General features: G+C 63.5%; 16 protein-coding genes. 15 read left to right on the forward strand and 1 reads right to left on the reverse strand.

Features of this window, described 5'->3' with window-relative positions:
- From rpoB to E4K65_RS35535, 4 genes are all read left to right on the forward strand, one after another.
- Nucleotides 1–4,119, forward strand: coding sequence for a DNA-directed RNA polymerase subunit beta (gene rpoB / locus E4K65_RS35520; protein WP_011088159.1), 4,119 nt, complete (start codon nucleotides 1–3; stop codon nucleotides 4,117–4,119).
- A 129-nt stretch (nucleotides 4,120–4,248) separates the two neighbouring features.
- Nucleotides 4,249–8,445, forward strand: a complete 4,197-nt coding sequence (gene rpoC, locus E4K65_RS35525; protein ID WP_092192670.1) for a DNA-directed RNA polymerase subunit beta' — start codon at nucleotides 4,249–4,251, stop codon at nucleotides 8,443–8,445.
- A 192-nt stretch (nucleotides 8,446–8,637) separates the two neighbouring features.
- Nucleotides 8,638–10,698 carry an FAD-dependent oxidoreductase gene (locus E4K65_RS35530; RefSeq protein ID WP_027549192.1) on the forward strand — a complete coding sequence of 687 codons (2,061 nt, stop codon included), beginning with the start codon at nucleotides 8,638–8,640 and terminating at the stop codon, nucleotides 10,696–10,698.
- A 133-nt stretch (nucleotides 10,699–10,831) separates the two neighbouring features.
- Nucleotides 10,832–12,856: an ABC transporter ATP-binding protein gene (locus E4K65_RS35535; RefSeq protein ID WP_135178087.1), complete on the forward strand. Its 2,025-nt coding sequence runs from the start codon at nucleotides 10,832–10,834 to the stop codon at nucleotides 12,854–12,856.
- On the opposite strand, the gene E4K65_RS35540 is transcribed toward E4K65_RS35535, so the two are convergent.
- Nucleotides 12,778–14,022 (reverse strand): FAD-dependent oxidoreductase, encoded by a 1,245-nt coding sequence (locus E4K65_RS35540; protein WP_135178088.1) that lies wholly within the window; start codon nucleotides 14,020–14,022, stop codon nucleotides 12,778–12,780. The two genes, E4K65_RS35535 and E4K65_RS35540, sit on opposite strands and share 79 nt — an antisense overlap.
- Nucleotides 14,023–14,693: 671 nt before the next feature.
- Here E4K65_RS35540 and rpsL point away from each other — a divergent pair.
- The 11 genes from rpsL to rplV all read left to right on the forward strand — a co-directional run bounded on the left by rpsL (nucleotide 14,694) and on the right by rplV (nucleotide 22,506).
- Entirely contained in the window at nucleotides 14,694–15,065 is a 372-nt protein-coding gene (gene rpsL / locus E4K65_RS35545) for a 30S ribosomal protein S12 (RefSeq protein WP_007603006.1), read from the forward strand.
- A gap of 15 nt (nucleotides 15,066–15,080) precedes the next feature.
- Entirely contained in the window at nucleotides 15,081–15,551 is a 471-nt protein-coding gene (gene rpsG / locus E4K65_RS35550; protein WP_027520967.1) for a 30S ribosomal protein S7, read from the forward strand.
- A gap of 33 nt (nucleotides 15,552–15,584) precedes the next feature.
- Entirely contained in the window at nucleotides 15,585–17,657 is a 2,073-nt protein-coding gene (gene fusA, locus E4K65_RS35555; RefSeq protein WP_135178089.1) for an elongation factor G, read from the forward strand.
- A gap of 40 nt (nucleotides 17,658–17,697) precedes the next feature.
- On the forward strand, nucleotides 17,698–18,888 hold the full coding sequence (gene tuf / locus E4K65_RS35560; protein ID WP_011088152.1) for an elongation factor Tu: 1,191 nt from the start codon (nucleotides 17,698–17,700) through the stop codon (nucleotides 18,886–18,888).
- Between the two features lie 82 nt (nucleotides 18,889–18,970).
- Complete coding sequence (gene rpsJ / locus E4K65_RS35565; protein ID WP_002712302.1) at nucleotides 18,971–19,279, forward strand: 30S ribosomal protein S10; 309 nt, start codon at nucleotides 18,971–18,973, stop codon at nucleotides 19,277–19,279.
- A gap of 52 nt (nucleotides 19,280–19,331) precedes the next feature.
- Nucleotides 19,332–20,048: a 50S ribosomal protein L3 gene (gene rplC, locus E4K65_RS35570; protein WP_011088151.1), complete on the forward strand. Its 717-nt coding sequence runs from the start codon at nucleotides 19,332–19,334 to the stop codon at nucleotides 20,046–20,048.
- Nucleotide 20,049: 1 nt separating this feature from the next.
- Nucleotides 20,050–20,670 (forward strand): 50S ribosomal protein L4, encoded by a 621-nt coding sequence (gene rplD, locus E4K65_RS35575; protein WP_057745497.1) that lies wholly within the window; start codon nucleotides 20,050–20,052, stop codon nucleotides 20,668–20,670.
- Nucleotides 20,667–20,969, forward strand: a complete 303-nt coding sequence (locus E4K65_RS35580) for a 50S ribosomal protein L23 (RefSeq protein ID WP_011088149.1) — start codon at nucleotides 20,667–20,669, stop codon at nucleotides 20,967–20,969. The genes rplD and E4K65_RS35580 overlap by 4 nt, the downstream gene beginning before the upstream one ends.
- Before the next feature lie 12 nt (nucleotides 20,970–20,981).
- The gene (gene rplB / locus E4K65_RS35585; RefSeq protein ID WP_011088148.1) at nucleotides 20,982–21,815 is read left to right on the forward strand and encodes a 50S ribosomal protein L2; all 834 of its coding nucleotides are present in this window, start codon (nucleotides 20,982–20,984) and stop codon (nucleotides 21,813–21,815) included.
- 12 nt (nucleotides 21,816–21,827) lie between these two features.
- Nucleotides 21,828–22,106: a 30S ribosomal protein S19 gene (rpsS, locus tag E4K65_RS35590; protein ID WP_008136357.1), complete on the forward strand. Its 279-nt coding sequence runs from the start codon at nucleotides 21,828–21,830 to the stop codon at nucleotides 22,104–22,106.
- Between the two features lie 10 nt (nucleotides 22,107–22,116).
- Complete coding sequence (rplV, locus tag E4K65_RS35595) at nucleotides 22,117–22,506, forward strand: 50S ribosomal protein L22 (RefSeq protein ID WP_135178090.1); 390 nt, start codon at nucleotides 22,117–22,119, stop codon at nucleotides 22,504–22,506.
- Nucleotides 22,507–22,521 lie beyond the last annotated feature (15 nt).

The raw sequence follows: 22,521 nt of genomic DNA on the forward strand, positions 1-22,521 counted from the left end.
ATGGCGCAGCAGACATTCACCGGTCGCAAACGCGTTCGCAAGTTCTTCGGACACATCAAGGAAGTCGCCGAGATGCCGAACCTCATCGAGGTTCAGAAGGCGTCCTATGATCAGTTCCTGATGGTCGACGAACCCCAGGGCGGCCGTCTCGACGAGGGTCTGCAGGCGGTGTTCCGCTCGGTGTTCCCGATCTCCGACTTCTCGGGCACCTCGATGCTGGAATTCGTCCGCTACGAGTTCGAGCAGCCGAAATATGACGTCGACGAGTGCCGCCAGCGCGGCATGACCTTCGCGGCCCCCCTCAAGGTGACGCTGCGCCTCATCGTGTTCGATATCGACGAGGAAACCGGCGCCAAGTCGGTGAAGGACATCAAGGAGCAGGACGTCTACATGGGCGACATCCCGCTCATGACGATGAACGGCACCTTCATCGTCAACGGCACCGAGCGCGTCATCGTCTCGCAGATGCACCGTTCGCCCGGCGTGTTCTTCGACCACGACAAGGGCAAGACCCATTCGTCGGGCAAGCTGCTGTTCGCCGCCCGCGTGATCCCGTATCGCGGCTCCTGGCTCGACATCGAGTTCGACGCCAAGGACATCGTCTATGCGCGTATCGACCGTCGCCGCAAGATTCCGGTGACGTCGCTGATGTTCGCGCTCGGCCTTGATGGCGAGGCGATCCTGTCCACGTTCTACAAGAAGATCCTCTACAAGCGGACCAAGGAAGGCTGGCGCGTTCCGTTCGACGCCAACCGTTTCCGCGGCTACTCGACCATCAACGACCTGATCGACGCCGACACCGGCAAGGTCGTGCTCGAGGCCGGCAAGAAGCTCACCGTCCGTGCCGCCCGCCAGCTCCAGGAGAAGGGGCTGAAGGCGCTGCGTCTGTCGGATGAGGAACTCGTCGGCAACTACCTCGCCGAGGACCTCGTCAATCCCAAGACCGGCGAGATCCACGCCGAGGCCGGCGAGGAGATCACCGACAAGAACATGAAGGCCCTCAACGAGCAGGGTTACAAGGAACTGCCGCTGCTCGACATCGACCACGTCAATGTCGGCGCCTACATCCGCAACACGCTCTCGGCCGACAAGAACATGACGCGCGAGGACGCGCTGTTCGACATCTACCGCGTGATGCGTCCGGGCGAGCCGCCGACGCTGGATTCGGCGCAGGCCATGTTCCAGTCGCTGTTCTTCGACGCCGAGCGCTATGACCTCTCCGCGGTCGGCCGCGTCAAGATGAACATGCGCCTCGACCTCGATGCGCCCGACACCCAGCGCACGCTGCGCAAGGAAGACATCCTCTCCGTCATCAAGACGCTGGTGGACCTTCGCGACGGCAAGGGCGAGATCGACGACATCGACCATCTCGGCAACCGCCGCGTGCGTTCGGTCGGCGAGCTCATGGAGAACCAGTACCGCATCGGCCTGCTGCGCATGGAGCGCGCGATCAAGGAGCGCATGTCCTCGGTCGACATCGACACGGTCATGCCGCAGGACCTGATCAACGCGAAGCCCGCGGCTGCCGCGGTGCGCGAGTTCTTCGGCTCCTCGCAGCTCTCGCAGTTCATGGACCAGACCAACCCGCTGTCGGAGATCACCCACAAGCGCCGCCTGTCGGCGCTTGGACCGGGCGGTCTGACCCGCGAGCGCGCCGGCTTCGAGGTGCGCGACGTGCATCCGACGCATTACGGCCGCATCTGCCCGATCGAGACGCCGGAAGGTCCGAACATCGGCCTGATCAACTCGCTCGCGACCTTCGCGCGCGTGAACAAGTACGGCTTCGTCGAGACGCCGTACCGCAAGGTCAAGGACGGCCGCGTCACCGACGAGGTCGTGTACCTCTCGGCGATGGAGGAGGGGCGCTACACGGTCGCGCAGGCCAACGTGCCGCTCGACCCGAAGGGCCGCTTCACCGAAGACCTCGTGGTCTGCCGTCACGCCGGCGAAGTCTTGCCGGTGACGCCGGACAAGGTCGACTACATGGACGTGTCGCCGAAGCAGCTCGTTTCGGTCGCCGCGGCGCTGATCCCGTTCCTCGAGAACGACGACGCCAACCGCGCGCTGATGGGCTCGAACATGCAGCGCCAGGCGGTGCCGCTGGTTCGCGCCGAGGCGCCGTTCGTCGGCACCGGCATGGAAGGCGTCGTTGCCCGTGACTCGGGCGCCGCGATCGCGGCGCGCCGCTCGGGCGTGATCGACCAGATCGACGCCACCCGCGTCGTGATCCGCGCCACGGAAGATCTCGATCCGACCAAGTCGGGCGTCGATATCTACCGGCTGATGAAGTACCAGCGCTCCAACCAGTCGACCTGCATCAACCAGCGTCCGCTGGTGAAAGTCGGCGACATCGTCAAGAAGGGCGACATCATCGCCGACGGTCCGTCGACCGACCTCGGCGAGCTCGCGCTCGGCCGCAACGTGCTGGTCGCGTTCATGCCGTGGAACGGCTACAACTTCGAAGACTCGATCCTGCTCTCCGAGCGGATCGTGAAGGAAGACGTCTTCACCTCGATCCACATCGAGGAATTCGAGGTGATGGCCCGCGACACCAAGCTCGGGCCTGAGGAAATCACCCGCGACATTCCGAACGTCTCGGAAGAAGCGCTCAAGAACCTCGACGAAGCCGGTATCGTCTACATCGGCGCGGAAGTGCGCGCCGGCGACATCCTGGTCGGCAAGATCACGCCGAAGGGCGAAAGCCCGATGACGCCGGAAGAAAAGCTCCTGCGCGCCATCTTCGGCGAGAAGGCCTCCGACGTTCGCGACACCTCGCTGCGCGTCCCTCCGGGCGTGCAGGGCACGATCGTGGAAGTGCGCGTGTTCAACCGCCACGGCGTCGACAAGGACGAGCGTGCGCTGGCGATCGAGCGGGAAGAGATCGAGCGTCTGGCCAAGGACCGCGACGACGAGCAGGCGATCCTGGACCGCAACGTCTACAACCGTCTTGCCGAGCTCCTCGAGGGGCGGCAGGGCATTGCCGGTCCGAAGGGCTTCAAGAAGGACACCAAGATCACCCGTGCGGTGCTCGAGGAGTACCCGAAGTCGCAGTGGTGGCTGTTCGCCTCGCCGAACGACAAGCTGATGGCCGAGATCGAGGCCATGCGGAAGCAGTACGACGAGTCGAAGAAGGGGCTCGAGCAGCGCTTCCTCGACAAGGTCGAGAAGCTTCAGCGCGGTGACGAATTGCCGCCCGGCGTGATGAAGATGGTCAAGGTCTTCGTCGCGGTGAAGCGCAAGATCCAGCCCGGCGACAAGATGGCCGGCCGCCACGGCAACAAGGGCGTGGTGTCGAAGATCGTGCCGATCGAGGACATGCCGTTCCTCGAAGACGGCACGCATGCCGACATCGTGCTCAATCCGCTCGGCGTGCCCTCGCGCATGAACGTCGGACAGATCCTCGAGACCCATCTCGGCTGGGCTTGCGCCGGCCTCGGCAAGCGTATCGGCCAGACCGTCGATGCCTACCTGTCGAAGCAGGACATCAAGCCGCTGAAGGAAACCTTGAAGAAGGTCTACGGCGAGGACGAGACGATCAAGTCGCTCAACGACAACGAACTGATCGAGCTCGGCCACAATCTGAGCCGCGGCGTGCCGATCGCGACGCCGGTGTTCGACGGCGCCAAGGAAGCCGACATCGAGGAGATGCTGAAGCTTGCCGGTCTCGACGCTTCGGGTCAGTCGACCGTCTATGACGGCCGCACCGGCGATCCGTTCGATCGCAAGGTGACGGTGGGCTACATCTACATGCTCAAGCTGCACCATCTCGTCGACGACAAGATCCATGCGCGTTCGATCGGTCCGTACTCGCTCGTCACCCAGCAGCCGCTGGGCGGCAAGGCGCAGTTCGGCGGCCAGCGCTTCGGCGAAATGGAGGTGTGGGCGCTCGAGGCTTACGGCGCGGCGTACACGCTCCAGGAGATGCTGACGGTGAAGTCGGACGACGTCGCCGGCCGCACCAAGGTGTACGAGGCGATCGTGCGCGGCGACGACACGTTCGAGGCCGGTATTCCGGAATCGTTCAACGTGCTGGTCAAGGAAATGCGCTCGCTCGGCCTCAACGTCGACCTGCACAACTCCAAGATGGGACCGGCGCCGACGTCGGAAGCGGCCGAGTAATTCGACCATTCATGCCCGGCCGTCTCGGCCGGGCATTGGCGCCCCTCCTGAGGCCTTGAGGGCAGGGCGCCCCGCTCGAGTGATTTTCGAATTTGCCGCCGGAGGCGACCGGCGCGCGAGGAGAAGACGATGAACCAAGAAATTATGAATCTCTTCAATCCGACGACTCCGGCTCAGGTCTTCGACCAGATCCGGATCTCGATCGCGTCCCCAGAGAAGATTCTGTCCTGGTCCTACGGCGAGATCAAGAAGCCGGAGACCATCAACTACCGTACCTTCAAGCCCGAGCGCGACGGCCTGTTCTGCGCCCGCATCTTCGGGCCGATCAAGGACTACGAGTGCTTGTGCGGCAAGTACAAGCGCATGAAGTACAAGGGCATCATCTGCGAGAAGTGCTCGGTCGAGGTCACGCTGTCGCGCGTCCGGCGCGAGCGCATGGGCCATATCGAGCTCGCAGCCCCGGTCGCCCACATCTGGTTCCTGAAGTCGCTGCCCTCGCGCATCGGCCTCCTGCTCGACATGACGCTGAAGGATCTCGAGCGGATCCTCTACTTCGAATACTACGTCGTGCTGGAGCCGGGCCTCACCGCGCTGAAGGACCGTCAGCTGCTGTCGGAAGACGAGTATCTGAAGGCGCAGGACGAGTACGGCCAGGATTCCTTCACCGCCATGATCGGCGCGGAAGCGATCCGCGAGCTGCTCAAGGGCATGGACCTCGAGAAGCTCGAGGCCTCCTTGCGCGTCGAGATGCAGGAGACCGACTCCGACATCAAGCACAAGAAGCTCGCCAAGCGCCTGAAGATCGTCGAAGCGTTCCGCCACTCCGGCAACAAGCCGGAATGGATGATCATGACCGTGGTCCCGGTGATCCCGCCGGACCTGCGTCCGCTGGTGCCGCTGGACGGCGGCCGCTTCGCGACCTCGGACCTCAACGACCTCTACCGCCGCGTGATCAACCGCAACAACCGCTTGAAGCGGCTGATGGAGCTGCGCGCGCCCGACATCATCATCCGCAACGAGAAGCGCATGCTTCAGGAAGCGGTCGATGCCCTGTTCGACAACGGTCGCCGCGGCCGCGTCATCACGGGTGCCAACAAGCGCCCGCTGAAGTCGCTCGCCGACATGCTCAAGGGCAAGCAGGGCCGCTTCCGCCAGAACCTGCTCGGCAAGCGCGTCGACTATTCGGGCCGTTCGGTGATCGTGGTCGGTCCCGAGCTGCGCCTGCATCAGTGCGGCCTGCCGAAGAAGATGGCGCTCGAGCTGTTCAAGCCGTTCATCTATTCGCGGCTTGACGCCAAGGGCCTGTCCACCACCGTGAAGCAGGCCAAGAAGCTGGTCGAGAAGGAGCGGCCCGAGGTCTGGGATATCCTGGACGAGGTGATCCGCGAGCATCCGGTGCTGCTCAACCGCGCACCGACGCTGCATCGTCTCGGCATCCAGGCGTTCGAGCCCGTGCTGATCGAGGGCAAGGCGATCCAGCTGCATCCGCTGGTCTGCGCCGCGTTCAACGCCGACTTCGACGGCGACCAGATGGCCGTGCACGTTCCGCTGTCGCTCGAAGCGCAGCTGGAAGCGCGCGTCCTGATGATGTCGACCAACAACATCCTGCATCCGGCGAACGGCCAGCCGATCATCGTGCCGTCGCAGGACATCGTGCTCGGTCTCTACTACGTCTCGATCATGCGCGAAGGCCTGCCCGGCGAGGGCAAGATCTTCGGCGACATGGCCGAGCTCGAGCACGCGCTGCACGCGAAGGTCATCCACCTCCACACCAAGATCAAGTATCGGTGGCAGGGCATGGACGAGACCGGCAAGGTCTCGACGCGCTGGATCGAGACTACTGCGGGCCGCGTCATGCTCGGCAACCTGCTGCCGAAGAACCCGCGGATTTCGTACGAGATCATCAACAAGCTGATGACCAAGCGCGAGATCTCGGGCGTCATCGACCAGGTCTACCGTCACTGCGGCCAGAAGGAGACCGTGATCTTCTGCGACCGCATCATGGCGCTCGGCTTCTACAACGCGTTCAAGGCCGGCATCTCGTTCGGCAAGGACGACATGGTCGTGCCGCACGGCAAGTGGAAGATCGTCGACACCACCCGTACGCTGGCGAAGGACTTCGAGCAGCAGTACAACGACGGCCTGATCACCCATGGCGAGAAGTACAACAAGGTCGTCGACGCCTGGTCGAAGGCCACGGAAGAAATCGCCAAGGCGATGATGAAGGAGATCTCCGCCACCAAGAAGACGGCGAGCGGAGCCGATGCCGACATCAACTCGATCTACATGATGGCTCACTCCGGTGCCCGCGGTTCGCCGGCCCAGATGCGCCAGCTCGCCGGCATGCGCGGCCTGATGGCCAAGCCGTCGGGTGAGATCATCGAGACGCCGATCATCTCGAACTTCAAGGAAGGCCTCTCGGTGCTCGAGTACTTCAACTCGACCCACGGCGCCCGCAAGGGCCTCGCGGACACCGCGTTGAAGACCGCGAACTCGGGCTACCTGACCCGTCGTCTCGTCGACGTCGCGCAGGACTGCATCATCACGCAGGACGATTGCGGCACCAAGCTCGGCATCAAGATGCGCGCCATCGTCGATGCCGGCACCGTGGTCGCTTCGCTCGGCTCGCGCATCCTCGGACGCACGGCCTGCGAAGACGTGCGTGACAGCTCGGGCAAGGTGATCATCAAGCGCGGTACGCTGATGGAAGAGAGCCACCTCGATGCCATCCAGCAGGGTGGCGTCCAGGAGGTGAAGATCCGCTCGGCGCTGACCTGCGAGCTCGTCAACGGCATCTGCGGCAAGTGCTACGGCCGCGACCTCGCCCGCGGCACGCCGGTCAACCACGGCGAAGCGGTCGGCGTCATCGCGGCGCAGTCGATCGGCGAGCCGGGCACCCAGCTCACCATGCGCACCTTCCACATCGGTGGTGCGGCGCAGCTCAACGAGCAGTCGTTCGTCGAATCCAACTTCGACGGCAAGATCGTGATCCGGAACAAGGCCATCGCCCGCAACAGCGAAGGCCACCTGATCGCGATGGTGCGCAACATGGTGGTGGCGATCGTCGATGCCGACGGCACCGAGCGTGCGACGCACCGTATCCAGTACGGCTCGCGCCTGCACGTCGACGAGGGCGACACCGTCAAGCGCGGCCAGCGCATCGTCGAGTGGGATCCCTACACCCGTCCGCTCCTCACCGAAGTCGAAGGTACCATCGGCTTCGAGGATCTGGTCGAGGGGCAGTCGATCTCGGAAACGCTCGACGAAGCCACCGGTATCGCCAAGCGCGTGGTCATCGACTGGCGATCGACCCGCGGCGGCTCGGACCTGCGTCCGGCCATCGTGGTCAAGGGCAAGGACGGCAAGGTGCTCAAGCTCGCCCGTGGCGGCGATGCCCGCTACATGCTGTCGGTCGACGCCATTCTCTCGGTCGACGTCGGAGCCAAGGTCAATCCGGGCGACATCCTCGCCCGTGTCTCGACCGAAAGCGCCAAGACGCGTGACATCACCGGCGGTCTGCCGCGGGTGGCGGAACTGTTCGAGGCACGGCGTCCGAAGGATGCGGCGATCATCGCCGAAATCGCGGGCACCATCCGGTTCGGGCGCGACTACAAGAACAAGCGTCGCATCTCGATCGAGCCGATGGACAAGACCGACGAGCCGCGCGAGTACCTGATCCCGAAGGGCAAGCACATCCACCTTCAGGACGGCGACGTCGTCGAAAAGGGCGACTTCATCGTTGAAGGCAACCCGGCGCCGCACGACATCCTGGCGGTCAAGGGCATCGAGGAACTCGCGGCCTATCTGGTCAACGAGATCCAGGAGGTCTACCGGCTCCAGGGCGTGCTCATCAACGACAAGCACATCGAGGTGATTGTCCGTCAGATGCTCCAGAAGGTGGAAGTCACCGACCAGGGCGACACGGACATGATCTCCGGCGAGCAGGTCGACAAGATCGAGTTCGACGCGCTCAACGAGAAGGCCAAGGAAGAGGGCAAGAAGATCGCCACGGGGACGCCGGTTCTGCTCGGCATCACCAAGGCGAGCCTCCAGACCCGCTCGTTCTTCTCGGCGGCCTCGTTCCAGGAGACCACCCGCGTCCTCACGGAAGCGGCGGTCAACGGCAAGGTCGATCCGCTCGAAGGCCTCAAGGAGAACGTCATCGTCGGCCGGCTGATCCCGGCGGGCACCGGCGCCTCCATGGCCAAGATCCGCGAAGTCGCGATGAAGCGCGACAAGCTGATCCTGGACGAGCGCGAGAAGCAGGCGGCCGTCGTGTCGCCCGCACCGGAAGCGGAGCTTCCGGCGCTGCCGCCCGCGGAATGATGGTTCATCCGTAGGAATACCGAGGACAATGAAAAGGCCGGCGCAAGCCGGCCTTTTTGCTGCTTTCTTTGCTTGCTGCGATGCAGGATCAACCTTTGTTCATCTTTCCTTCAGGCGTAAAAGCGCTTCTGCTAGGGGAGTTTAGACCGGTGGTCCCGTGACGGGGGCAGGGCCGGAGACCACGGAACTCATATGCTTGATCTCGCAATCGTAGGCGGCGGCCCCGGCGGGCTGATGAGCGCCTGGTATCTGAAGCGTAAGCTCGGCGACCTCTGCCGCGTCACCATCTACGAGGCATCCGACCGGCTCGGCGGCAAGATCGTCACCCGCAAATTCGATTCCGCGCCGGCGATGTACGAGGCCGGCGTTGCCGAGATCTACGACTACTCGATGACGGGGCCGGATCCGCTGCGCGAGCTGATCCAGCATTTCGGGCTTCAGACCATTCCGATGGATGCCGAGCAGGTGCAGTTCGGCGGCGAGCTGCTGAACGACGTGCCGGGCATGCGCCGCAAATATGGCGCCAAGACCGCGGCCGCAATCGAGGCGTTCCGCCAGCGCTGCGCCGAGGCGATGTCGCCGATCGAATATTACGAGGGTGTCGGCGCGCACGACAACGAGAATCCCTGGGCCTACAAGACCGCCGAGCAGGTGCTCGACGAGGAGGTCGAGGACGAGACCGCAAAGCGCTTCTTCAAGGTGATGGCGCGCTCCGACATCGCGACCGAGAGCCACAACACCAACGGCCTCAACGCGCTCAAGAACTACCTGATGGACGTCGACGGCTATATCGGCCTCTATTCGATCCAGAACGGCAACGAGCAGCTGATCGAGTGCCTCCAGTCGGAGGTCAATGCCGACATCCAGCTCAATCACCGTGTGCTCGCCGTCGGCAAGGCGCCGACCGGCCGCTACCAGCTCAAGATGATGAACGGCAAGGGGCCGGAGACGCGCGACTTCGATCTCGTGCTGGTCTGCCTGCCGCATTCCTGGCTCGGCACCGTCGGCTGGGAAGGCGAGCAGCTCCGCAAGTCGATGGTCAAGCACGTCTCGTATTTCGACCGTCCCGCGCATTACCTGCGCGTCTCGATCCTGTTCGACTCTCCGTTCTGGGGCGACAAGATTGCCGGCGCCTGGTTCATGTCGGAAGCCTTCGGCGGCTGCTGCGTCTACAACGAGGGCGCGCGCCACGACGTCGGCAAGCACGGCGTGTTGAACTGGCTCATTCCCGGCTCCGACGCGCTGGCCTTCGCCAATCTCTCGGACCAGGAGCTGATCGACGCCGCGCTGAAGTCGCTGCCGGCTTCCCTCGGTGATGCGCGCGCGCATTTCATGGAAGGCAAGATTCACCGCTGGCTGTCGTCGGTGAACGCGATTCCCGGCGGTCTGCCCGTGCGCGACGTCATGACCAATCACCGGCCCGAGCCGAAGGAGCATCCCGGCATCGTCGTGGTCGGCGACTATCTGTTCGACTCGACGCTGAACGGCTTGCTGGACTCCTCGGATGCGGCGACCGACATCATCCTGACCGAGATGATGCGCCTGCGCCGCGAGCGCGCCCAGGACGACAAGCCGCTCTCCGACAAGATCGATCGCGACTATTTCGAGAATTATCGCGGCCTCGGCCCCTATAGCGAGGCGTGGCGCCATTTCACCGATCCCGATTACCTCACCAGGCTGATCAGCATCGTCTGGGGCAAGGCCAAGGGCGCCAAGCTGTTGGTCGCGGGCTCGGCGAGCGGCGAATTGGTCGGCGCGCTGCGCGAGCGCGGCATCGATGCCTACGGCATCGAGAACAACCGCGCCATCCACGCCAAGACGCCGAAGGCGCTGAAGAAGTACAACAAGCTCGGCTCGATCACCGACATGCCGTTCAAGGACGGCGCCTTCGACTTCGTGTTCGAGACCAGCCTCTGCCACATTTCCCCGAAGCAGGTGGTCCGCGCGATTCGCGAGCTCAACCGCGTGGTCAAGACCGGCGTCGTGTTCGGCTCGATCACCTCGGACATGGCCTCGGCCGTGATCGACCGCTACGACCTCCTGCGCGGGGTCAAGAAGCTCGGCACCTGGTGGGAATGGTCCGAACTGTTCTTCGGCAACGGCTTCGACCTGTCGATGCACCGCAAGGACTGTACCGATGCGCTCTGGGAGGCGACGCTCGCCGCCAACAAGGGGCCGGGCCAGTGGTACGCCGACGCCGACAGCCTGCGCTATTCCTTCTTCGACAAGGTCGAAGACGAGGACGACGACTAGCCGCAAGGATCGGAGCGGGCTAGCCAATTGCTTTGCCGAATTCATTCTGATCGCATAGAATCAGTGCAGTAGCGGTTTCCGCTATTTCCTGCTTTCTCTGCGGTCATGCCGGCCGTCAGCATTCGTTGGTTTCATGGCGTCCAAGCCTCCCTCTCCAGACAAACAGAAGCTCGCCGTGGAAGAGGCGGCCGAGCTCGACAAGCTTGCCCCCACCGCCAAGCCGGACCTCGAAGACGACGAGGACGACGAAGGCGAGGAGGACGACGAGCTGGATCTCGATGACGACGATGAGGACGAGGACCTCGTCGTCTTTACCGCGCGCGAGGCCGCCGGCGCGCTCGCGACCATCGTGGGTTTCGTCAAGCCCTATCTGACCAACTACAAGCGGATGCTGTCGTTCGTGGCGTTCGGCGTCGTCGTCGAGACGCTGTTCAACGTCATCATGCCGCTCAGCCTGAAGTTCCTGATCGACGACGCGCTCGGCGAGGAGGATTTCCAGGCGCTGTACAAGATCCTCGGCGTGCTCGCGGCCGCCGGCATCTTCACCTCGATCGTGGCGGTCTGGTACGAGCGCTGGGACGCGCGGCTCGCGGCCTGCATCATCTCCGACGTCCGCAAGCACCTGTTCGAGCACGTCCAGGACCTGCCGGCCGCCTATTTCGGCCGCACCAAGCGCGGCGAGATCCTGTCGCGTTTTTCCGTTGACCTCGCCGCCTTCGAAGGCTCGGTCAAGACCTTCGCCAACAGCGCGGCGCTGCCGTTCCTCGAGTTGATCGCCGGCATCATCCTGATGGTGTTCCTGAACTGGCAGCTCGCGGTGGTTGCGCTGCTGGTGTTTCCGATCACGCTGATCGGTCCGCGCATGCTCACCCCGAAGGCGGTGCAGGCCAATTACGAGCAGAAGCTCAATGAATCCGCGCTGCTCGGCATGGTGCAGGAGAACGTGGCGGCACAGGCCGTCATCAAGGCGTTCAGCCTGCAACGCCGGATGTTCGGCTTCTTCAGCTTCCGCAACGACGAGACCCGCAACAGGATCGCCTCAGCCGCGTTCCTGTCGACCATGGTGGAGCGGACGGTCACGATCTCGGTGCTGCTCCTGCACCTCGTGGTGCTCGCGATCGGTGCGTATCTGGCGACCAAGGGCCAGATCACCATCGGCACCTTCGTCACCTTCGAGAGCGCGTTCTGGGAGGTCTCCTACAACATCGCCCATGTGATGCATTTCATCCCGGTGTCGATCTCCTCGGCCGCCGCGATCCGACACATCCAGGAGCTACTCGACGAGCCGACGCGCGGGGCCGATCGTGCCGGCGCGCCCGATCTGCCGCGCATTACACACGACATCACCTTCGACCGCGTGACCTTCCAGTACGAAGGCAGCCAGACGCCGGTGCTGGACAATCTCAGCCTCAAGCTCAATGTCGGCAAAAGCATCGCTATCGTCGGCCCCTCGGGCTCCGGCAAGAGCACGCTGCTCAACCTGATCCTGCGGCTCTACGTGCCCGACGAGGGCCGCGTCACCATCGACGGTGTCGACGTCCGCAAGGTGACGCTGGATTCGCTGCGCCGGAGCATGGCAGTGGTGTTCCAGGAGAACATGCTGTTCAACATGTCGATCCGCGAGAACATCCGGCTCGGCAAGGAGGGCGCGACTGACGCGGAGGTGGAGGAGGCGGCCAAGAAGGCCGAGATCCATCGCTACATCATGAGCCTGCCGCAGCGCTACGACACGCCGGTGGGTGAGCGCGGCGATACACTGTCGGGCGGCCAGCGCCAGCGCATCGCGATCGCGCGCGCGATCATCCGCAACCCGTCCGTGCTGTTGCTGGACGAAGCCACCTCGGCGCTGGACCAGACCACGGAGGCAGCCATCAACCGCACGCTGCTCAAGGTCGCCAAGGGCCGCACCATGATCTGGTCGACCCACCGCCTGACCTCGGTGGTCGAGATGGACGAGATCATCGTGATTTCAGGGGGCAGGGCGATCGAGCGCGGGTCGCATGCCGAGCTGCTCGCCAGGAACGGCACCTATCGCAAGCTCTGGAACGACCAGATCCACCAGCCGCATGGCGCTGTGGCTCAGGCCGATGACGACAGCGACGGTGACGACGAGGATGAAGACGACCTCGAGGATGATGAGGACGACGAGGAGGAGTGACCGAGGACGTTCGGCTCCAGATCGAAGGCGCCTCCAAGCGGCCGCAGCAGGCCTTGAGCCGACCAGGCGATGAAGCGCGCCCAGCGCTGCGCGGTCCAGTAGGGGCTCGTCGCGGTCGAGACTGAGCGGAAGTCGAACGCCTTCGCTGCCGACCACGCGTCGCAGGCTTGCTTGACCGGATCGGCGTAGAAACCGGCGATCTTGGCCGCATTCATCCCGTCGGAGGAAAGCCAGTGCGGGATGTAGACGTTGCAGAGCCGCTCGACGTCGGTGAAGACCTTGTCGCAGCCGGTGCCGGCGACGGGACAGGAGGTCGAGAAGGCATCTCCGACCAGCACGATTCCAGGCTGGCCGCGAGGGTCGTTCACGTAGAGATCGACCGGGCGGACCTTCAGCTCACCGGGGATGTCGAAGGCGCCGGTGATGCGCTTGAGCCGGGGCAGGGCGGCGTCCAGCGTCTCAGCTGGTGCACGGCGCAGCTGGCGCAGCCAGGGATCGTCGAAGCCGCGGTAGACGAACAGATTGGCGCGCATCCGCGTGCCGATCGGAAACAGCGTGATGTAAGGGATGCAGTCGCTCGGCCGCTCCGAGAAGTAGGTCAGCGCCGGGAAGTCGAACGAATTCCGTCCCGCCGGCACCACGTCGAACCCGATCGAGATCGAATGGCAGGCGCTGACGACCTCGCGGGCGATGCCGAGCTGGTGGCGCAGGCCGACGTTCAGGCCATTGGCCAGCACGACCAGGCGGGCCGATATCGTCTCGTCGTTGGAGAGCGTGATCTTCTGCCGCTCCGGACTGGTCTCGACCGCCAAGGCCTTGGCGCAGATTCGCTCGACGGTGGCAGGGATTTCGTCGCGGACGGCGTTGACCAGCGAATCGTAGAGGATGTTGAACTGCCGGCTCGGCGCCTTGTCGAGCAGGCGACCGAAGCGGGCGATCCAGTTCTCGCCGGCAAAGGTCGCGCGGCGCAGCACTGATTCTGCGATTCCGGTCTTCAGGAATCGCTCGACCTGGACATGGCCGCTGAGTTTTTCGACTCGAAAGTCCGGCGGATAGCTCTCATGCGGATCGATCAGCACCGTCGAAATACCGGCGCGGCCGAGCATTGCGGCGGCGATCGAGCCGGACAATCCCCCGCCGATAATGGCAATGTCGGTGTACCGCATGGGGCCAATCTCCGCCGAAGGCGGCAGTTTGACGCATCAACAGGAAAAAAAGCCTTAGCTGGGGTTATAAAAGTATATATCACCCGGATATAAATAGATCTAGGGCTAGCGGAATGGGCACCTCGTTCCCACATCGTGGAAGCGCGGCGAGGGCGGCCAACAGGCGAATTCCATAGGCGCGAGAAGCGCTTTGTGACTGTCGTTTCGCCTTGACTTGATCGATTCCCACTTATAGAAAGCGCCTCACTTAACGACAGGCGGTGAGCATCGCCAACGTCGGAACGGGCCACCCGTTGATCCCTCAGGGGTCGTTGAAAGACGGGCACCAACCTCGACGAATGCCGCTCAAACGCTGTCGATCATAGCTAGGCAATGCCAGTGCGATTTTAGGTCTCTAGAGCTCGTTCTCTTGAGATCGAATTCGGATGCATGACCTCGGTGCGCGGGCCGCAGCTTTATGCTGATTGGCCTGAAACTGCGGTCCTCTGTGGCGTCGTAACGCTTTCCGCTCGGTGATGGAGCGGTTGGCGCAATTTCGCTTTGTGCGGATTGTTCCGTGCAGGGCGACCTCGTCGGGCGGGTGGCCCGAACAGAATTGCGGTTCCGGCAACGGGCCGCGCCAAGACAGCGGACCCGGAAGGGACCGCGGCAGAACAAAGGGTAAGGCCAGGATGCCGACGATCAACCAGCTGATCGCTCAACCGCGTGAAGTGCAGAAGTCGCGCAAGAAGGTGCCGGCGCTGCAGCAGTCGCCACAGAAGCGTGGTGTTTGCACCCGCGTCTACACCACGACCCCGAAGAAGCCGAACTCGGCGCTTCGTAAGGTCGCCAAGGTGCGCCTGACCAACGGCTTCGAGGTGATCGGCTACATCCCGGGTGAGGGCCATAACCTTCAGGAGCACTCGGTGGTCATGATCCGCGGCGGCCGCGTCAAGGACTTGCCTGGCGTGCGCTACCACATCCTCCGCGGCGTTCTGGATACCCAGGGCGTCAAGAACCGTAAGCAGCGTCGTTCGAAGTACGGCGCCAAGCGTCCGAAGTAAGCGGGAACCAGCTCAATGTCTCGTCGCCACTCAGCGGAAAAGCGCGAAGTTCTCCCGGATCCGAAGTTCGGGAACATCATTGTCACGAAGTTCATGAACTCGGTGATGTACGCCGGCAAGAAGTCGGTCGCCGAAGGCATCGTCTACGGTGCGTTTGGCATCATCGAAACCAAGACCAAGCAGAACCCGCTCGGCGTGTTCGAGCAGGCGCTCGAGAACGTCATGCCGACGATCGAGGTTCGTTCCCGCCGCGTCGGCGGCGCGACCTACCAGGTTCCGGTCGAAGTTCGCTCCACCCGCCGGCAGGCGCTGGGCATCCGCTGGCTGATCTCGGCCGCGCGCGAGCGCAACGAGAAGACGATGACCGAGCGGCTTTCGGCTGAGCTGCTGGACGCATCGAACAACCGCGGGAACGCCGTCAAGAAGCGTGAAGACGTGCACCGGATGGCGGAAGCCAACCGCGCCTTCTCGCACTATCGCTGGTAACGGCGAAACAAACGGACTCGCAAGGAACACCCCATGCCCCGCCAACATGCCATCGAGGACTACCGTAACTTCGGTATCATGGCGCATATCGACGCCGGCAAGACGACGACGACCGAGCGCATCCTCTATTACACCGGCAAGAGCCACAAGATCGGCGAAGTGCACGAAGGTGCCGCGACGATGGACTGGATGGAGCAGGAGCAGGAGCGTGGCATCACGATCACCTCGGCTGCGACCACCGCCTTCTGGGCCGGCAAGCGCCTGAACATCATCGACACCCCCGGCCACGTCGACTTCACCATCGAAGTCGAGCGTTCGCTGCGCGTGCTTGACGGCGCCGTCTGCGTGCTCGACTCGAACCAGGGCGTCGAGCCCCAGACCGAGACCGTCTGGCGCCAGGGCGACAAGTACAAGGTTCCGCGCATCGTCTTCGCCAACAAGATGGACAAGACCGGCGCCGACTTCTTCAAGTGCCTGTCCGACATCGTCGACCGCCTCGGCGCCAAGCCGATCGCGATCCAGCTTCCGATCGGTGCCGAGAACAACTTCAAGGGTCTCGTCGACCTCGTGAAGATGAAGGGCATCGTCTGGAACGATGAATCGCTCGGCGCGAAGTTCGACTATGTCGACATCCCGGAAGATCTCGTCGAGCAGGCCAAGGAATACCGCGAGAAGATGGTGGAAGCCGCCGTCGAGCTCGACGACGACGCATTGGCCGCCTTCCTCGACGGTAATGAGCCGGACGAAGCGACGCTGAAGCGGCTGATCCGCAAGGCGGTGCTGACCGGCGCGTTCTATCCCGTGCTGTGCGGCTCGGCCTTCAAGAACAAGGGCGTGCAGCCGCTGCTCGACGCCGTCGTCGACTATCTGCCGTCGCCGATCGACGTGCCTGCGATCAAGGGCACCGACGACCGCGGCAACGAGGTCGTGCGCAAGGCCGACGACAAGGAGCCGCTCGCGCTGCTCGCGTTCAAGATCATGGACGACCCGTTCGTCGGCACCATCACCTTCTGCCGCATCTACTCGGGCATCCTGCAGAGCGGCACCGGTGTCGTGAACTCGACGCGCGAGAAGAAGGAGCGCATCGGGCGCATGCTGCTGATGCATGCGAACAACCGCGAAGACATCAAGGAAGCCTATGCCGGCGACATCGTCGCGCTGGCCGGCCTGAAGGAAGCGCGCACCGGTGACACGCTGTGCGATCCCGACAAGCAGGTGATCCTGGAGAAGATGGAATTCCCCGAGCCGGTCATCGAGATCGCGATCGAGCCGAAGTCCAAGGCCGACCAGGAAAAGCTGGGCGTGGCGCTGGCCAAGCTCGCCGCGGAGGATCCGTCCTTCCGCGTGTCGACCGACCAGGAGTCCGGCCAGACCATCCTCAAGGGCATGGGCGAACTCCATCTCGACATCAAGGTCGACATCCTCAAGCGCACCTACAAGGTCGACGCCAACATCGGCGCGCCGCAGGTTGCGTTCCGTGAGCGCGTCACCAAGAAGGCCGAGGTCAAGTACACCCACAAGAAGCAGACCGGCGGTACCGGTCAGTTCGCGGAAGTGTCGATCGTGGTCGAGCCGAACGAGCCCGGCAAGGGTTACGAGTTCGAGTCCAAGATCGTCGGTGGTGCGGTTCCGAAGGAATACATCCCCGGCGTCGAAAAGGGCCTCAACAGCGTGATGAGCTCTGGTGTCGTCGCGGGCTTCCCCGTGGTCGACGTCAAGGTTCAGCTCGTCGACGGCAAGTACCACGACGTCGACTCGTCGGCGCTCGCCTTCGAAATCGCATCGCGCGCGGCATTCCGCGAAGCGCTGCAGAAGGGCAAGTCCGTCCTGCTCGAGCCGATCATGAAGGTCGAAGTGGTGACCCCGGAAGACTACACCGGCTCGGTCATCGGCGACCTGAATTCCCGGCGCGGTCAGATCCAGGGTCAAGACATGCGCGGCAACGCCAACGTCATCAACGCGATGGTGCCGCTCATGAACATGTTCGGTTACGTGAATAACCTGCGCTCGATGAGCCAGGGTCGCGCAACCTTCACCATGCAGTTCGATCACTACGCAGAAGCGCCGGCCAACGTGTCGGCAGAAGTCCAAAAGAAGTTTGCCTGATTGTCGTCGGTCTCAAGCTGACGATTGAACGGAGAGTCAAATGGCCAAAGCAAAGTTTGAACGTAACAAGCCGCACTGCAACATCGGCACCATCGGTCACGTCGACCATGGCAAGACGTCGCTGACCGCGGCGATCACCAAGATCCTCGCCGAGACCGGCGGTGCGACGTTCACCGCGTACGACCAGATCGACAAGGCGCCGGAAGAGAAGGCGCGCGGCATCACGATCTCGACCGCGCACGTCGAGTACGAGACCAAGAACCGCCACTACGCCCACGTCGACTGCCCCGGCCACGCCGACTACGTGAAGAACATGATCACCGGCGCCGCCCAGATGGACGGTGCGATCCTGGTCGTGTCGGCCGCTGACGGCCCGATGCCGCAGACCCGCGAGCACATCCTGCTCGCCCGCCAGGTCGGCGTGCCCGCGCTCGTCGTGTTCCTCAACAAGTGCGACATGGTCGACGATCCGGAGCTGCTCGAGCTCGTCGAGCTCGAAGTCCGCGAGCTGCTCTCGAAGTACGAATTCCCGGGCGACAAGATCCCGATCATCAAGGGTTCGGCGCTCGCCGCTCTCGAAGATTCGGACAAGAAGCTCGGCCACGACGCCATCCTCGAGCTGATGCGCAACGTCGACGAGTACATCCCGCAGCCGGAGCGTCCGATCGACCAGCCGTTCCTGATGCCGGTTGAAGACGTGTTCTCGATCTCGGGCCGCGGCACCGTCGTGACCGGCCGTGTCGAGCGCGGCATCGTCAAGGTCGGCGAGGAAATCGAGATCGTCGGTCTGCGTGCGACCCAGAAGACCACCGTCACCGGCGTCGAAATGTTCCGCAAGCTGCTCGATCAGGGCCAGGCCGGCGACAACATCGGTGCGCTGCTCCGCGGCACCAAGCGCGAGGACGTCGAGCGCGGCCAGGTGCTGGCGAAGCCGGGTTCGGTCAAGCCGCACACCAAGTTCAAGGCTGAGGCCTACATCCTCACCAAGGAAGAGGGCGGCCGCCACACCCCGTTCTTCACCAACTACCGTCCGCAGTTCTACTTCCGCACCACCGACGTGACCGGTGTCGTGCATCTGCCGGAAGGCACCGAGATGGTGATGCCGGGCGACAACATCGCGATGGAAGTGCACCTGATCGTGCCGATCGCGATGGAAGAGAAGCTCCGCTTCGCGATCCGCGAAGGCGGCCGTACCGTCGGCGCCGGCGTCGTCGCCTCGATCATCGAGTAATTACGAGAATAGGGACCGGCGAGTAGCGAATGGTGACATTCGCTATTCGCTATTCGCCACCCACTGAAGAGAGACCACGGCAATGAACGGCCAAAACATTCGTATCCGTCTCAAGGCGTTCGACCATCGTATCCTCGATACGTCGACCCGCGAGATCGTGAACACGGCGAAGCGCACCGGCGCGCAGGTCCGCGGACCCATTCCGCTGCCCACCCGCATCGAGAAGTTCACCGTCAACCGTTCGCCCCACGTCGACAAGAAGAGCCGCGAACAGTTCGAGATGCGCACTCACAAGCGCCTGCTCGACATCGTCGATCCGACCCCGCAGACCGTCGATGCTTTGATGAAGCTCGATCTGGCCGCCGGTGTCGACGTCGAGATCAAGCTCTAAGATTTTTGGATCCCGTTCGCGTAAGCGGACAGAAAGAACAGGAAGCAAGCCGATGCGCTCCGGAGTGATCGCACAAAAGGTCGGGATGACGCGGGTCTTCACGGAGGCCGGCGAACATATCCCCGTGACCGTGCTGAAGCTCGGCAATTGCCAGGTCGTAGGCCACCGCACCGAAGAGAAGAACGGTTACGTCGCGCTCCAGCTCGGTTCTGGCAGCCGCAAGACCGTTTACATGCCCAAGGCGGAGCGCGGCCAGTTCGCGGTCGCCAAGGTCGAGCCGAAGCGCCGGGTCGAGGAATTCCGCGTCACCGCGGATGCCATGATCCCGGTCGGCGCCGAGATCCAGGCCGATCATTTCGTCGTCGGCCAGTTCGTCGACGTCACCGGCACCTCGGTCGGTAAGGGCTTCGCCGGCGGCATGAAGCGCTGGAACTTCGGCGGTCTGCGCGCCACGCACGGTGTGTCGATCTCGCACCGCTCGATCGGTTCGACCGGTGGTCGTCAGGATCCCGGCAAGACCTGGAAGAACAAGAAGATGCCCGGCCACATGGGTGTCGACCGCATCACCACGCTCAACCTTCGAGTCGTTCAGCTCGATGTCGAGCGCGGCCTGATCCTCGTCGAAGGCGCCGTTCCCGGCTCCAAGGGCGGCTGGATCCGCGTGCGCGACGCCGTCAAGAAGCCGCTGCCGAAGGAAGCTCCGAAGCCCGGCAAGTTCAAGGTTGCGGGTGGCGAAGCCGAGGCTGCGGCCCAGCAGGAGGGTGCGTGAGATGGAATTGAAGGTCACCACCCTCGAAGGTAAGGAAGCCGGCTCGGTCCAGCTTTCCGACGCCATTTTCGGCCTCGAGCCGCGCCAGGACATCATTGCGCGTTGCGTGCAGTGGCAGCTCAACAAGCGCCAGGCCGGCACCCACAAGGCCAAGGGCCGCGCCGAGATCTGGCGCACCGGCAAGAAGATGTACAAGCAGAAGGGCACCGGCGGTGCTCGTCACGGCTCGGCTCGCGTGCCGCAGTTCCGTGGCGGTGGCCGCGCCTTCGGTCCGGTGGTGCGTTCGCACGCCACCGACCTGCCGAAGAAGGTCCGCGCGCTGGCTCTCAAGCATGCGCTGTCGGCCAAGGCCAAGGACGGTGATCTGCTGGTGATCGAGAAGGCCGCGCTGGAAGCCGCCAAGACCAAGGCGCTGCTCGGTCACTTCTCGGGCCTGGGGCTCACCAACGCGCTGATCATCGACGGCGCCGAGCTCAACAACGGCTTTGCCGCCGCGGCCCGCAACATCCCGAACATGGACGTGCTGCCGATCCAGGGCATCAACGTCTATGACATCCTGCGCCGTCAGAAGCTCGTTCTGACCAAGGCCGCCATCGATGCGCTGGAGGCGCGCTTCAAATGACGAAGAACATCGAGCCTCGCCACTACGACGTGATCGTTGCTCCGGTCGTCACCGAAAAGGCGACGCTGGCGTCCGAGCACAACAAGGTCCTGTTCAAGGTGGCCGCGAAGGCGACCAAGCCGCAGATCAAGGAAGCGATCGAGAAGCTGTTCGACGTCAAGGTCAAGAGCGTCAACACGCTGGTCCGCAAGGGCAAGACCAAGGTCTTCCGCGGCAACCTCGGTTCGCAGTCGAACACCAAGCGCGCGATCGTGACCCTCGAAGAGGGCCACCGGATCGACGTCACCACCGGTCTGTAAGGTCGTACGACGATGGCACTGAAGACATTCAATCCCACGACGCCGGGCCAGCGCCAGCTGGTCATGGTCGATCGTTCGGCCCTGTACAAGGGCAAGCCGGTCAAGGCGCTCACCGAAGGCAAGCATTCCTCCGGCGGTCGCAACAACACCGGTCGCATCACCGTGCGCTTCCGCGGCGGCGGTCACAAGCAGACCCTGCGCATCGTCGACTTCAAGCGCGACAAGGTCGATGCGCCCGCGACCGTCGAGCGGCTGGAATACGATCCGAACCGCACTGCGTTCATCGCACTGGTCAAGTACGAAGACGGCACCCAGGCCTATATCCTGGCGCCGCAGCGCCTGGCGGTCGGCGATTCCGTGGTGGCCGGCAACTATGTCGACGTGAAGCCGGGCAACGTCATGCCGCTCGGCAACATGCCGGTCGGCACGATCATCCACAACATCGAGGTCAAGATCGGGAAGGGCGGCCAGCTCGCCCGTTCCGCGGGCACCTACGCCCAGCTCGTCGGTCGCGACCAGGACTACGTGATCATCCGCCTGAACTCGGGTGAGCAGCGCCTGGTGCACGGCCGTTGCCGCGGCACGATCGGCGCGGTGTCGAACCCGGATCACATGAACACCTCGATCGGCAAGGCCGGCCGCAACCGTTGGCTGGGTCGCAAGCCGCACAACCGCGGTGTTTCGATGAACCCGATCGACCATCCGCACGGCGGTGGTGAAGGTCGTACCTCGGGCGGTCGCCACCCGGTTACTCCGTGGGGCAAGCCGACCAAGGGCAAGAAGACCCGCTCCAACAAGTCGACCAACAAATTCATTCTCCTAAGCCGCCACAAGCGGAAGAAGTAAGGAACGCCGGACATGGTTCGTTCAGTCTGGAAAGGCCCGTTCGTCGAGGGTTCTCTGCTCAAGAAGGCAGATGCCGCGCGCGCGTCCGGCCGTCACGACGTCATCAAGATCTGGAGCCGTCGTTCGACGATCCTGCCGCAGTTCGTCGGTCTGACCTTCGGCGTCTACAACGGTCAGAAGCACGTGCCGGTGGCCGTCAACGAGGAAATGGTCGGTCACAAGTTCGGCGAGTTTTCGCCGACCCGGACCTTCCATGGCCACTCCGGTGACAAGAAAGCCAAGAAGGCTTGAGGATTAAACGATGAGCAAACCTAAGCGCGAACGGAGCCTCGCCGACAACGAGGCCAAGGCGGTCGCCCGGATGCTGCGGGTGAGCCCGCAGAAGCTCAACCTGGTCGCCCAGCTCATTCGCGGCCGGAAGGCGGCTGCTGCGCTCGCCGACCTGCAGTTTTCGCGCAAGCGGATCGCGGTTGACGTGAAGAAGTGCCTGGAATCGGCTATCGCCAATGCCGAGAACAACCACGACCTCGACGTCGATGATCTCGTCGTGGCGCAGGCTTTCGTCGGCAACGGCCTCGTGATGAAGCGCTTTGCCGCCCGCGGCCGTGGCCGTTCGGGCCGTGTCTACAAACCATTTTCGCAGCTGACGATCATTGTTCGTCAGGTCGAAGCCGAAGCAGCAGCGGCTTAAGGGTCGCAGGAGAAA

The organism is Bradyrhizobium niftali (assembly GCF_004571025.1).
Classification (GTDB): Bacteria; Pseudomonadota; Alphaproteobacteria; order Rhizobiales; family Xanthobacteraceae; genus Bradyrhizobium; species Bradyrhizobium niftali.